The 12,887-nt window shown below is 72.0% G+C and carries 15 protein-coding genes and 1 tRNA gene; 6 read left to right on the top strand and 10 right to left on the bottom strand.

The features are described 5' to 3' along the window. Positions 1–86 precede the first annotated feature (86 nt). Positions 87–1,289, top strand: coding sequence for a PP2C family protein-serine/threonine phosphatase (locus tag D7193_RS05585; RefSeq protein WP_120778242.1), 1,203 nt, complete (start codon positions 87–89; stop codon positions 1,287–1,289). Positions 1,290–1,302: 13 nt separating this feature from the next. Here the strand turns inward: D7193_RS05585 and D7193_RS05590 are convergent, their stop codons facing one another. Together D7193_RS05590 and D7193_RS05595 are read right to left on the bottom strand one after the other, a co-directional pair. Then, the gene (locus D7193_RS05590; RefSeq protein ID WP_158674772.1) at positions 1,303–1,656 is read right to left on the bottom strand and encodes an STAS domain-containing protein; all 354 of its coding nucleotides are present in this window, start codon (positions 1,654–1,656) and stop codon (positions 1,303–1,305) included. Between the two features lie 362 nt (positions 1,657–2,018). Then, a complete protein-coding gene (locus D7193_RS05595; protein ID WP_120778244.1) occupies positions 2,019–2,681 on the bottom strand; it encodes a GNAT family N-acetyltransferase in 663 nt (220 codons plus the stop codon). 308 nt (positions 2,682–2,989) lie between these two features. Between D7193_RS05595 and D7193_RS05600 the strand changes: the two genes are divergently transcribed. Beyond that, positions 2,990–3,190, top strand: a complete 201-nt coding sequence (locus tag D7193_RS05600) for a DNA repair protein (protein WP_120778245.1) — start codon at positions 2,990–2,992, stop codon at positions 3,188–3,190. A gap of 112 nt (positions 3,191–3,302) precedes the next feature. Continuing rightward, positions 3,303–3,821, top strand: coding sequence for a hypothetical protein (locus tag D7193_RS05605; protein WP_120778246.1), 519 nt, complete (start codon positions 3,303–3,305; stop codon positions 3,819–3,821). 30 nt (positions 3,822–3,851) lie between these two features. On the opposite strand, the gene D7193_RS05610 is transcribed toward D7193_RS05605, so the two are convergent. After that, positions 3,852–4,577 carry a Clp protease N-terminal domain-containing protein gene (locus tag D7193_RS05610; RefSeq protein WP_120778247.1) on the bottom strand — a complete coding sequence of 242 codons (726 nt, stop codon included), beginning with the start codon at positions 4,575–4,577 and terminating at the stop codon, positions 3,852–3,854. Positions 4,578–4,778: 201 nt separating this feature from the next. On the opposite strand from D7193_RS05610, the gene D7193_RS05615 reads away from it, so the two are divergent. Further along, on the top strand, positions 4,779–5,291 hold the full coding sequence (locus D7193_RS05615; protein WP_120778248.1) for a hypothetical protein: 513 nt from the start codon (positions 4,779–4,781) through the stop codon (positions 5,289–5,291). A 12-nt stretch (positions 5,292–5,303) separates the two neighbouring features. Here D7193_RS05615 and D7193_RS05620 read toward each other — a convergent pair whose 3' ends face one another. Next, complete coding sequence (locus D7193_RS05620; protein WP_120778249.1) at positions 5,304–5,693, bottom strand: DUF2267 domain-containing protein; 390 nt, start codon at positions 5,691–5,693, stop codon at positions 5,304–5,306. A 240-nt stretch (positions 5,694–5,933) separates the two neighbouring features. On the opposite strand from D7193_RS05620, the gene D7193_RS05625 reads away from it, so the two are divergent. Then, positions 5,934–6,761, top strand: a complete 828-nt coding sequence (locus tag D7193_RS05625) for a DUF72 domain-containing protein (protein ID WP_206611872.1) — start codon at positions 5,934–5,936, stop codon at positions 6,759–6,761. A 23-nt stretch (positions 6,762–6,784) separates the two neighbouring features. Here the strand turns inward: D7193_RS05625 and D7193_RS05630 are convergent, their stop codons facing one another. From D7193_RS05630 to D7193_RS05655, 6 genes are all read right to left on the bottom strand, one after another. Then, positions 6,785–7,189: a RidA family protein gene (locus D7193_RS05630; RefSeq protein WP_174242554.1), complete on the bottom strand. Its 405-nt coding sequence runs from the start codon at positions 7,187–7,189 to the stop codon at positions 6,785–6,787. Between the two features lie 94 nt (positions 7,190–7,283). Continuing rightward, positions 7,284–8,546 (bottom strand): MFS transporter, encoded by a 1,263-nt coding sequence (locus tag D7193_RS05635; protein ID WP_120778251.1) that lies wholly within the window; start codon positions 8,544–8,546, stop codon positions 7,284–7,286. After that, complete coding sequence (locus D7193_RS05640) at positions 8,543–9,211, bottom strand: winged helix-turn-helix domain-containing protein (protein ID WP_120778252.1); 669 nt, start codon at positions 9,209–9,211, stop codon at positions 8,543–8,545. Before D7193_RS05640 ends, D7193_RS05635 begins: the two co-directional genes overlap by 4 nt. 378 nt (positions 9,212–9,589) lie before the next feature. Further along, positions 9,590–10,252, bottom strand: coding sequence for a pentapeptide repeat-containing protein (locus tag D7193_RS05645; protein WP_120778253.1), 663 nt, complete (start codon positions 10,250–10,252; stop codon positions 9,590–9,592). Positions 10,253–10,258: 6 nt separating this feature from the next. Then, entirely contained in the window at positions 10,259–10,897 is a 639-nt protein-coding gene (locus D7193_RS05650; protein ID WP_241562820.1) for a hypothetical protein, read from the bottom strand. 286 nt (positions 10,898–11,183) lie between these two features. After that, positions 11,184–11,259 (bottom strand) — tRNA-Lys (locus tag D7193_RS05655). Positions 11,260–11,445: 186 nt separating this feature from the next. On the opposite strand from D7193_RS05655, the gene D7193_RS05660 reads away from it, so the two are divergent. Further along, entirely contained in the window at positions 11,446–12,708 is a 1,263-nt protein-coding gene (locus tag D7193_RS05660; protein ID WP_120778254.1) for a L,D-transpeptidase, read from the top strand. Positions 12,709–12,887: the final 179 nt, after the last annotated feature.

The following is a 12,887-nucleotide window of genomic DNA, read 5'->3' on the forward strand; positions in this document are numbered from 1 at the left end:
CCCCGAGGTCGCTCGGGGCTGGCCGGCAGGGCGCGGCCGCCCGCCGCCGAGGCATTGCCCGGCCGCAGGACGGGTAACCAGGCAGGATGACCGCCACCGACCCCTGGCACCGGGCCCTGGCCGACCTGCTGTCCCGGTCGCACCGGCTGCCGCCGGACGAGCTGCCGGGCGCGCTCGACGCGGCGCTCCGGCCCCTGGGGGCCACGGCGACGATCTACCTGGTCGACGTCGAGCAGTGCGACCTGCGTCCGCTGGCCGTGCCCGGCCGGCCGCCGCCGGACCCGCTGTCGATCGACGCGAGCCTCGCCGGCCGTGCGTTCACCCAGGTCGAGGTGCACGCCACCCAGGGGCCGCCACCTCGGTTGTGGGTTCCGGTGATCGACGGCACGGACCGCCTCGGGCTGCTGGAGGTCGCCCCGCCGCCGGGCGCGGATCTCGCCGATGCCGCGCTGCGCGACGGCTGCCGGCTGATCGCCGGGTCCATCGGGCACCTGGTGGCCAGCAAGAGCGCGTACGGCGACGCTCTGCTCCAGTCGCGCCGCAGCCGTCCCATGGAGGTCTCGGCCGAACTGCTCTGGCAGATCCTGCCACCGCTCACGTTCGCCACACCCGACACGGCGGTCAGCGCGGTCCTCGAGCCCGCGTACGCCGTGGGCGGCGACGCCTTCGACTACGCGTTCGGCGCGGGTCGCGTGGCGTTCTCGATCCTCGACGGTGTCGGTCGCGGCCTGCCGGCGGTGCTCACCACCTCGGTCGCGCTCGCCGCCCTGCGCGCCACCCGGCGGGCCGGCGGGGATCTGCGGGACGCGGCCGAGGCCGTCGACGCCGCCATCACAGGGCAGTGGCAGGACGCCCGCTTCGTGACCGCGGTACTCGGCGAGTTCGACACCCGCACCGGAGAACTCCGCTACCTCAACGCGGGCCACCCGGCACCGCTGCTCTTGCGCGGGGGCCGGGCCGTAGGGACGCTCGACGGCGGCCGGCGGCTCCCGCTCGGCCTGCCCGCCGACGGGGTCGAGGTGGGCAGGACGCGGTTGGAACCCGACGACCGGCTGCTGCTGCACACCGACGGCATGACGGAGGCCCGGAACGCCGCCGGCGAGCTGTTCGGGTTGGCGCGCCTGGCCGACCTCGCCGAGCGGCACATCGCGGCCGGTCTTCCGTCGCCCGAGACACTGCGCCGCCTCAGCCACGCGGTGGCCGAGCACCAGGCCGGCCCGCTGCGCGACGACGCGACCCTGGTGCTGCTCGAATGGTCCCGGCAGGCGAGCGCCCGGATGGAGCCGTGACGCCCCGGAACCGCTAGTCGATACCGCGGAAGCCGGCCGCGCGGGGCGACGGGTCGTCCGCGGGCAGACCGAGCAGCGGGCCGACCGCCGTGATCCGGAGCACTCGGGCCACCACCGGCTGCGGGTCGACCACGCGCAGCGCCACCCCGTCACGCCGGGCGGTCATGGCGGCGCTCACCAGGACGCGTACGCCGCTGGAGTCGAGAAAGCCCACCTCGGCCAGGTCGACGACGACCGACCGCGTCCCCGGCCTTTCGAGCGCTCCGCCCAGGGCGGCGTGCAGCGTGTCGGCGGTGGCCATGTCGACCTCGCCGACCGGGCACAGGACGACCTCGCCCGCACCCGCGTCCCGCAGATGCACGTCCATGCGCCGCCCCGCTCCGGAATTCCTCGGATCACCCGGCCCAGGGGCCGACGCAGCGACCATACCGGCCGGCCGGATCTTCCGCACATTCCGCACGCTGTGTCACTGAGCTGCTCGTCGGTCCGGCGGCTTCCGTTCCAGGTCAAGTCCACTATTCGACACGCCAAACCGGCGCGAGGCATCTTGCCCCGGGCGAGTTCGATACGTAGCGTGATCGACGGAACACGCGATCGGCGCCTCGCCGCCGGTCGCCACACGGGGACCTGGGGGGAAGGCTGCGGACCGTGGATCCGGCCCGGGATCCACGGTCCGCGCCCTGTGCCGTCGCCGGCCCATCGGTCGCCGGCGCCGCGCCGGAGGCGCGCTCAGGCCGGGTAGACCCCGAACGAACGCCAGCCCCGATCGGGGAACCCGGCGGCCTCCGCCACCCGCGCCGAGGCGTGGTTGTCGTCGTTGTGCAGGTAGGTCGGCACCGCGCCCTCGTCGAGCACCCGCCGCGCCGCCTGGGCGACCAGCCGCCGCGCGAGCCCCCGACCCCGGGCGGCCGGGGTCGTGCCGACGGCGAGTTCGTGGCCGTACTGGTCGTGCCGCTTGATGCCCGCGCCGGCCAGGTAGCGCCCGTCGGGCGCGCGGACCACCAGCACGTCCCGGTCGAACAGCCGCAGCCAGTCGGGCAGCCCGGGCGAGGTCGGCGGGATCCACTCCCCCACGTCCGGCAGCGGCGCCGGCGCGAGGCTCCATCGGAAGAGGCCGTCGTGCGTGGCCCAGTCGGGCCGGCCCACGGCAGCGGGCAAGGCCGGGATCAGCCGCTCCCGCGGGCCGTCGACGAGCGCTTGGACGGCCGCCGCCCGGTCCGGCGGCACGGACAGGACGGTGCTACGGCCGGTGCTCACGGCGATCGCCGGCCGCAGCCGGCCGTCCCAGGCCGGTTGGGCGCGCCGGTGTGACCGGACCACGTGCAGCCCCGGACGGGCCGGCCACTGGCCGAGCCAGGTCGCCAGGTGCAGCTGGAGCCGCCGGTCGAGCAACCGCCACCTCCCGTGATCCCCGTCTGGCACGCCGGCCGGCCCGGGGTCGGGCTTCCGTCGTGATCACCGTACGCCGGGCGCGGCGGCCGGGTCGCGCGGACCGGCCAGCGTCCGCCACGCCGGGCCGGGGCAGCGACCGCGGTCGCTCTTTTCCGGGCCGCCAGGGTTAGCCGCGGCTCTCACGGGGTAGCGCCTCCCCCGTGCGTGACATCAGGCCGGATTCCTTACCGGAAACGGGAACCGTCCGCCGGACCGCCGCGTCACATCCATTTCCATACATGGACACCTTTCTTTGGGACGGTATCGTCATGCCGAATCAGCCGAATGACCGGTACCAGCAGGACACCGACCGGATCTGGCGTACGCCGGAGGCCGGCGGGCGCTTCCCGGCGCAGCCGCCGTACCGGGGCAACCGCGGGGTCGACGCCGACGGGAAGGCGCTGGGCTGGGGTGCGCTGAACGCCCTGCCCGCCGGCGTGTCGGCCCGGCACGGCCTCAACAGCCGCTGACCGGCGGCGGCGCGGCGCGACACACCCGGATCGTCCACCACGGGCTTTCGCACACCTGTCGGGTAACGTCTCCTGGTCCGGATTCCGGCCGACGACAGGAGTAGCTGCGCGCATGGGCAAGAAGACGATCCGCGTCTCCGACTTCAGCGGCACGGTGTTGCAGCCCGACGACGAGGTGGTCCGCGTCGTGGTGCTGGAGCACCCTGACCTGGTGGCCGGGCCCGTGCAACTGGAGGCCACCCCGGTCGAGGTGGAGAGCATCGACGACGCCGCGCTGGACGTGGCAGTGGTCGAGATCCACGACCGGCACGCGGGCGGGGAGCCGCGGCGCGTGGTGCTCACCGCGAGCGAGTTCGACGCGATGGCCACGGACACGCCCATGGCGCAGCTGCTCAGGACCGCCGAGCGGGTGCGCCCGCCGAAGGCGCGCCGGGGCGCGGAGCGGCTCGACTACGGCACCATCGAGCACGCAGGAAAGCCGCACCGGGGCCGGGTCACCGACGAGGAGGCCCAGCTGGTGCGGGAGCGGCTCGACGAGGTCAACAAGCGCCTCGCCGACGCCGGGATCCGCCAGATCGACCCGGCCGACCCGGAGCACGCCGCCCGGTACGGCTTCCCCACCGCCTCCTGACCTCTCGGCCGGGGCTTCGCCCCGGCCCGGTCAGGCCTGCTTGTGCCGCACGGCCTCGATGGCCGCCACGAGGTTGGCTTCGGTGGCGTCCTTCTCGACGCCGAGACCGGTGAGCACGCCGTTTCCGTTCTCCAGCTCGAGCAGGGCGAGCAGGACGTGCTCGGTGCCGATGTAGTTGTGCCCGAGCCGCAGCGCCTCGCGGAAGGTCAGCTCCATCACCTTCCTGCTCTGTCCGTCGTACGGGATGAGAGCCGGCACCTCCTCGCCCGACGGCGCGGGCAGCGCGGCGGTCGCCGCCTCGCGGACCCGGTCCGGGGTCACGCCCTGCGCCACGAGGGCCTTCGCGGCCAGCGCCTCGGGCTCGCTGAGCAGCCCCAGCACCACGTGCTCGGGGCGGATCTCCGTGTGGCCGGTGGCGCGCGCCTCGTTCTGCGCGGCCATCACCACATTGCGGGCGCGGGGGGTGAACCGGTTGAAGCCCTCCTGCGGGTCCAGCGGCGTGTCCCGGGGGACGAAGCGCTTCTGCGCGGCCTGCTTGGTGACGCCCATGCTGCGACCGATGTCGGTCCACGAGGCGCCCGCGCGCCGGGCCTGGTCCACGAAGTGCCCGATCAGGTGGTCGGCCACCTCGCCCAGGTGGTCGGCCGCCAGAACCGCGTCGGAGAGTTGCTCGAGCGGTTCGCTGTGCGCCTTCTTGATGGCCTGGATGAGATCGTCCAGGCGTACCGGGTTGTTCATGGGGACGGGATTCGTCATGCCGTCAACCATAGGTTGACGCTATCGCAGCGTCAACCACTGGTTGACGATTGACGGCATCGTTTCATCCACGAGGGTTGGAAGGCTAGGGAAACACCCGATTCCTCCGCCACGGCGCGTCCGTAGCGTCGAGGTCGTGACCGGCCGTCGGCCGGTCATGGCGGCCGGTCGGCCGTCCCTCAGGGAGAACGGAGGCGAACCGTGCGCCGATTGATCGTGCCCGCGTTCTGCGTGGCCGCCCTCGTCCTGGCCGGCTGCGGCGGCGCCGACCCGGCCGACCCGGCCCCGGCGGCGGGCGTCGACGCCCCGGTCGACGCCGGCGGCGACACCGGCGACGCCGCTCCCCCACCGGGCTGCCCGTTCAACGCCGCCCAGGCCAGTGAGTTGCTGGGCCAGCCGATGGTCGACCAGGGCAACTGCCTGTTCGGGGACGGCAAGGGCGTCGCCTCGCTCACCATCACGACCTCGTCGCGCCTGGCCGGCGAGACGACGTACGACTACGAGCGGCAGCAGGCCGGGCAGATCTACCAGAAGGTGACGGACCTCGACCGGGGTGGCAAGGGCTACGTGGCCGTCAAGGACATCGAGGGTCAGGCCGTCGTCATCGACGACCGGGGCGCCTTCACGATCACGCTGAGCAGCTTCGAGCGGTTCGGTAACCCGGACGGGTACGAGCAGGCGCTGCGCCGGGTGATCGACGCGCTGCCCGCGTAACCCGTACGCCGGTCAGGGGCCGTGCGGGACGGGCTCGGCCAGGGCCTGGATCTCGGTGGGCAGCTGTGCCAGCGCCTGCCGGAACTCCCGGTGCCCGACCACGCGGTGCAGGGTCTGCAGCACGGCGCCCGCGCCCTGCTCGGCCAGGCGCGGGCCCACCTGCGCGCGCTCCGCGACGCGCCGGACGAACTCGTCGTACGCGAAGACCTGCGGCTCCTCGGCGTCGGCGCGGGCCAGCAGCGGACGGAGCTCGTGCGCCACGTGGTCGGCCAGCTCGGCCGCCTCACCGCCGCTGATCCGCTCGGCGAGCGTACGCAGGGTGGCCTCGGTCAGAGCGCGCGCGGTCTCCTCCGGCACCCCCGCCCGGTCGGCCACCTTGTCGAAGAAACTCAGCTCGGCCATGCCCCGTCCTTCCCGATCCGGAGAAGCGTGGCTACCCGCAGCATTCGGCGGCAAACGGGCCGGCGGGTGGGCCTGTTCGCCGCACGAGCCTGATGCCTCGGAGGCATTTTCACGACTCTGAGGCATCAGGCTCGGTCCGGTCGCCCCCGCCGGCTCGCCGAGCCGCGCCCGTATACGGTCTGACGGCAGGGGTCGGCGGCGGGAGGAGTCGGGGTGATGCGCCTGCACGTGGGGTGTGCGATGTGGACCCACCGGGCCTGGCAGGGCCGCTTCCTCGCCCATCCGTTGCCGGCGCACGAGCGCCTGCGCCACTACGCCGGCTGGTGCAACGCGGTCGAGGGGAACACGACGTTCTACGCGACGCCGGCTCGGGAGACCGTCGCCACGTGGGCGGAGCAGACCGACCCGGACTTCCGGTTCGTGGTCAAGCTGCCGAAGGTGGTCACGCACGAGCGCCGCCTCACCGACACCGACGAGCCGCTGCGCGCCTTCCTCGCCGCCGTCGAGCCGCTCGGCCCGCGGGCCGACGCCGTCTGGATCCAGCTGCCCGGGTCGTTCGCCCCCGCCGACGTCCCCGTGCTGGCCCGCTTCCTGCGCCGGCTACCGGAGTCGCACCGGTACGCCGTGGAGGTCCGCCACCCCGCGTTCTTCACCGACCCCGGCTCGGCGCGGCTCCTCGAAGCGGCCCTCGCCGAGACCGCCGCCGAGTGGATCCCCTTCGACACCACGGCGTTCTTCGCGAGCCCGCCGACCAGCGACGCGGAACGGGACGCCTGGACGAAGAAGCCGCGGATGCCGCGCCGGTCGGTCGCGCTGACCGACCGGCCGATCGTCCGGTATCTCGGCCGCGACGACACCGCACGCACGGTCGAGGGCTGGCGGCACTGGGTCGACGTCGTCACCGGATGGCTCCGGGAGGGCCGCTCGCCCACCGTGTTCGTGCACACCCCGGACAACGCCGACGCGCCGCAGCTCGCCCGCCGGTTCCACGACGAGGTACGGGCCCGCGTGCCCGAGGTCGAGCCCCTGCCCCAGCCGATCCCGGCCGAACCCCTGACCCTGTTCTGACCCGTCGGCCAGGGGTGGCCGTGTCAGGAGGCGATGTCCAGGCGGACGACGGCCCCGATCTCCACGAGTTGGGCGGGCAGCGCGAGTTCCACCACGCCACTGATCGTGCTGGTCGGGCGGTGGTCCCCGAAGTAGCGGGCGTGTGCCGCGGCCGCCGCGTCGAAGTGCTCGCGCAGGCCCACCACGAGGACGCTGGTCTCCACGACCTGACGCCGGGAAGCGCCGAAGTGCGCGAGCACCTTGTCCAGGTTCTCCAGCGTCGCCCTCACCTGGGCGTCGAAGTCACCCTCCCCCACGAAGTTGCCCTCGGCGTCGTGCGCGAGCTGTCCGGAGATGTAGACCGTGTCTCCGACCTGCATCGCCTGGCTGAACCCGTACAGGCCCTCCCAGGGAACGTTGTGATTGAACGACTTCACCGTGGCGCTCAAGGGTTCCTCCGTAGGCGTGCTGGCGACATCGATCCGTCGTCAGGATCCCAGGTTTCCGCTTCGCTGACAGCCGATCCCGCTCGCCGGCGAGGCGTCAGGTGGACACCGAGACCAGCGGGGTGGTGGCTGGCGCGGGCCGGTCCATCATCCGCCAGGTGCGCCGGCGGATCAGCGGGTCCAGGGTGACCAACAGGTACGCCGTTCCCACGACGAGGATTCCGCCGGTGGCGCCGAGCGTGGACGCGAGCACGCCGCCGACGAGCCCACCGAGCGGGATACCCGCCCACGCCAGGCCCCCGACCGCGCCGAGGACACGCGCCCGCAGGTCGGCCGGGATGCGTTCGAACTCCGCGGCGGACAGCAACGGGTTGATGGCCCCGATCAGCACCCCGCCAGCGAGCGCGACGCCCGCGATGACGGGCAGTCCGACCGGCAGCGCCAGGACGAAGATCCGCGGGACGGCACCGAGCAGGAAGGCCAGGGCGTACGTGCGCCAGCGAGGCAGTCGCGCGCCGTACACCGACACGAGCAGCGACCCGACGAAGGCGCCGGCGCTCAGCGAACCGAACACGAGCCCGACGGGTGCGGCGTCGTCGAAGCGCTCGGCCGCCCACACCGGGATCAGCACCGCCGTCATCGCCTGGTCGAGCAGGTTCGTCAGCAGCACCATCGCGACGATCGCCCGGAGCAGCGGATCATGCCGGACGAAGCGCAGCCCGGCCCCGAGGTCAGCGAGGTAGCCGCGGACGCCGGTGCGGTGGCCCGCCCCCGCCGGGTCGGGTTCGGCGCGCCGGACCCGGACCAGTGTCGCCACCAGCACGGCGCCGAGCAGGAAGCTGGCCGCGTCCAGCGCGATGACCATGGGAGCGCCGACCAGGACGATCAGCATCGCACCCAACGGCGCCCCGACCAGCGACCCGAGGCGTTGCACGCTGTCGGCCAGCCCGGCGGCACGCTCGTTGCTCCAGCCGGCGGCGGCCGCGACGTCGGGCACCATCGCGTACTTCGCGTTGTCCGACGGTCCACGGAACAGCCCCACCAAGCCGACCAGTACGAGCAGGACCGGGTAGGCGAGCAGGCCGGCGGCGTACAGCAGGGGCACCACCGCGAGCACGAGCCCGGCGATCAGGTCACCGCCGACGCTGGCCATCCGCGGCCCGATGCGGTCGACCAGCGGTCCGCCGAGTACGCGCGTCGCGACGAGGGCGGCCATCTCCACGAACGCGGTGACACCGGTCAGGAGAGCGTCGCCAGTGGTGTGCAGCACGAACCAGGGCACCGCCACGACCGACATCCGGGTGCCGGTGACCGAGACCGCCTGGGCGACGAGCAACCCGTACGCGGACCGCTGACTCATGGCCGGTCCCCTTCCGCGGCACCGGAGGGTTCGTCGGCCGCGGCTCTCGCCGCCAGCAGCGCGTCCAGCTGGCCGCGCCGCGGGAAGATCTGGAACTGCGTGGTCATCGCGACGCGTTCCGAGCCGTCCCCGGCCCGTTCCGCCGCCCGGTCCCGATACCGCACCAGCAGGGCCATCATCTCGTCGGCGAGTTCCTGCGCCTCGGCAGCGCTCAGGCTGACCGTGAGGTCGCTCATGCTGGTCGCCCGCACCCACTCCTGCGGCCAGTCGGCCAGCTCGGTGATGGACCGCTCGGTGTTCTCCGCGTACACCCGCGCGACCGTGCGCAGGTACGCCTCGCCGAGTTCACGCTCCGGCGACTCCGGGTCGGGAGTGTCGAACCAGGTCGAGCGGTGCACGGCACGCCAGAAGCGTTCCCGGCCGCGGCCCAGCTCGGGCGCGTCGGCGACGAAACCGTAAGCGGCCAGCGTGCGGAGGTGGTAGCTGGTCGCCGCGCTGGACTCACCGAGCCGGGAGGCCAGCTGGGTGGCGGTCTGCGGTCCCTCCTGGCGCAGTGAGCCGAGCAGCCGCAGGCGCAGTGGATGGGCCACGCCCCGGAGCGTCCGTGCGTCGAGAACGACGTCCTGCGCGGCGTCGTACCCAGGCTTGTGAGGATCCTCGGTCATGATGCCAAGATAGCTTTGCAAAGAAGGCTTTGCAACGACTCGTTGGCATGGCCTCCGGTCATGGGGCACGCGACGCCACGGGAACGCTGATTCCGGGTGTCCGCCAGCAAGCGGCCGATGATCGACACGGGTTGCGTGCATGTCGCGGTGTCCGAGTGCGGTGGACACCGCGACTTCAAGGATGTCGAGGTGGCGAGCACCATCCGGCCCGGCCGTGGGCCTGAAACGCCACGGAGGCCCGCGAGCACCAGGGGTCCCGAGAGGGCGGGCGTCAGGCGTGATCGACTCCGTTTCGCCGATCTGGTGCGTTCGCCCTGGGCGGGATGCCGCCATATCGGCTATCTGGTGTGGATCACCCGCTGCGATGCCTCCTCGGCTTTACTCGTTGCGAACGGTGAGGTCGAGGGCAGCGACGGTCAGTTGCGTGAGGTCAGGAAGTTGGTCTTCGCCGAGGGTGACGCCACGCAGGTTGTCCAGCGGCGTCTTGAGGCCGTGGAGCCGGCTGCCCCGCAGGTCGGTGCCATCGAGGTGGCAGGAGCAAAGTTCCAGACCGGCGAGATCACATGACCGCAGTGCGATGCGCGGTAGTCGACAGGAAGACCACGCACCGTCGGTGAGGGAGCAGTCGGCGAAGGCGACCGATCCTGCGGCGGTGACGCGTTGGAAGGTGGCGTAGTCGAAGCGGCAGCCGTCGAACAGGACGTCCTCGAGGCGTACGTCGGAGAGTCTCGTGCCGGTGAACCGTGAGCCGGTGATGGTGCAGCGTTCGATGGTGATGCCGGTGAGGGTCGCGCCGGAGAAGTCGGTGCGGGTGATCTCGCAGCCGTAGAGGCTGCCGGCCTCCCAGGTGCTCTCGCTGAGGTCCACACCGGTGAGCAGGCTGCTGCGGATGCTCACGTCCTCAAGGTGCGAGCCGTGCCACGCGGCGCCCTCGACGAGGGCCTCGGTGAGGCCGTCGGCGAGGTCCGTGGCGGTGTCGAGGTCGTCCGGGTCGAGGTCCGGCAGCAGGACCTTCACGTCGCCGATCGTGGTGGTGCGCATGTGTCCTCAACCTGTGCCAGTAACGACAGGATCCGCCACCGCCGCGGCGACAGCCGCCGCCTCGTCCAACGGGAGCGCCGACTCGACGATGGTCGCGGTCCCGGCCACCGGCCTCTGTTCGTGCATCGTGATCACATGGCCGGGCACCAGACGTCGCCACCGTTGTGGACTCAGCGGAGCCAGGCGGACCACCGCTCTCCCGCCGGGCTGAAGATCCGGCTGTGACTCGACCCAGAGCCGTGCGACGTACAGGTCCGGGTCGCCCGCCGCCGTCACATCGCCGATGTCCCACAGCGGACGGAGGCGCCCGTCGCCGGGAATGGGAATCCGCCTGCCGCCGGCGACGCCCGGATCCACGAGCTGAAGGTCGGCGCGAACCACCCCGTGAACAACTTCGAAGCGACGCCAGTGGCACCACCGCTCGGTCCGGGAAAGCCACATCATCCGGGCAGCCTCCGCGAGCAGATCCCAGAAGGCGATCTGGGATCTATACGCGTCGCCAAGTTCCACGAGGATGTCCAGAGCGATCTCCCACTCATCATGATCGAGATACTCGTTCGCATCGGCCACCGTCGTGCCGGCCTCATCCGACGCGGCCGCAGGCACGTGACAGGCAGCTCGACGAAGAAGCTCGGGGACATCCACAGCACGGATCCTCCCGCATGATCCACAGGACGCCGCGTCCCGAAGAGTGCCAGAGCCAGGATCGGCCATGAGGAACCCCTGAGGACGGAGCCACGTCTCGGCCGGCACCCCGGCTGCCGGCCGCGCGCCACCCAAGGGGTTGGGTGGCTGGTGTCCACCGGCGTCACGTCCGCAGCTTGCCGGAACCGTCCAACCGCCCCCGAGCACCCGGGGAGCACCTGGCCCACCGAAATGGACACAAAAGGCCCTGACCCGGCGTGAAACGCCAGGTCAGGGCCTTGATTGCTGGTGCGCCGCCAGGGACTCGAACCCCGAACCCGCGGATTAAGAGTCCGCTGCTCTGCCAGTTGAGCTAGCGGCGCTCGCTGGCAACGGGGAGAACCTTAGCACGGCCCCGGATCGGGGTTCCAATCCGATACCGGGCTCCCCCCTTCGGACGAGCTTAACGGACAAAACGGTCAAACACCCCAGCCCTCGACGTCCGGGGTCCTGCCCACGGGCCTCCATGCGGCACGATGTCGCCCAGGCACGCGAGAACAGAGGTGGGGATGGGCAGGTTCACGCGGGCCGGGGCGGTGGTGGGTGCCCTGGCCCTGGCGGCGTCGCTGGCACTGACCGGGTGCGGTGACGACCAGCAGAAACCATCGTTCGTCGATGGTGCGACACCGGGCAGCAGCGTCGCTGCGGCCTCGGGCGGGCCGATCGACCCGTCCACGCCCGCCGGCCCGCCACTAGCGCTCAGCCCGGCGAACGGCGCCAAGAACCGGCCGGTCAGCACCGAGATCAGCGCCGAGCTGCCGGACGGCGGCAAGGTGTCCCAGGTCACCCTGGCCAGCGCCGACGGCGCCAAGGTCCAGGGCAAGCTGCGCACCGACGGCTCGTCGTGGGTGCCGAACAGCCCGCTGAAGTACGGCACCACGTACACGGCCACCGTCACCTCGACGGGCAAGGACGGCGAGACCCGCGAGGGTACGAGCACCTTCACCACCATGAAGAAGCCGAAGTCCACGATCGGCTCCGGCCTCTACCTCTTCGACGACAAGACGTACGGCGTCGCCATGCCGGTGGTCGTCGAGTTCCACCCGGGCATCCCGAAGAAGGACCGGGCCGCCCTGCAGAAGCGGATGTTCGTCCGGACCGACCCGCCGCAGCCGGGCGCCTGGCACTGGGTCGGCAACGGCAGCCAGGCGTACTACCGGGCGCCCGAGTACTGGAAGCCGGGCACGACGCTCACCGTCCGGATCGCGCTCGCCGGCGTCCCGCTGAGCAACGGCCGGTACGGCGACGTGGACCGCAAGGCCACCGCCAAGATCGGCGGGTCCTTCGTGATGAAGGTCGACAACGCCACCAAGCAGATGACGGTGTACGAGAACGGCAAGGTCATCCGGACCCTCCCGGTGAGCCTCGGCAAGCGGAGCACCCCCTCCTCCAGCGGCACCATGGTGGTGATGGAGAAGAAGGAGAAGACCGTCTTCGACACCCGGGACGACCCCGATCCCGCCAACCGCTACGTGACGGACATCGAGTTCGCCCAGCGCCTGACGTGGGGTGGCGAGTACATCCACGCCGCGCCCTGGTCGGAGCACGTGCAGGGCCGGCAGAACGTCTCGCACGGGTGCGTGAACGTCTCGATGGCGAACGCGCGGTGGCTGTTCTCGAAGACGAAGATCGGTGACCCGATCACCATCAAGGGCACCGAGCGCCGGCTGACCGCCGGCAACGGCTGGACGGCGTGGAGCCTGAGCTGGTCGGACTTCATCAAGGGCAGCGCCCTGCCGGTACCCAAGGGCGGGGCCGGTCCGTTGCTCTGAACTCGCGGTCCCGTGACGCCGGCCGCTCGGCCGGCCGGCGTCGCGGCGGGCGCTTTTCCGTGCCGCGGAAGCGAGTCGGCCTCACAAAGCGTCAAATTCTAGCAACATTCGGGCGCGATGTCGCGGAGTGTTTCGTTTCACCCCTTGCAACGGGTACGTGTTCTGGTGCGTCTGTGAGA

The organism is Micromonospora costi, from assembly GCF_003626655.1.
Classification (GTDB): Bacteria; Actinomycetota; Actinomycetes; order Mycobacteriales; family Micromonosporaceae; genus Micromonospora; species Micromonospora costi.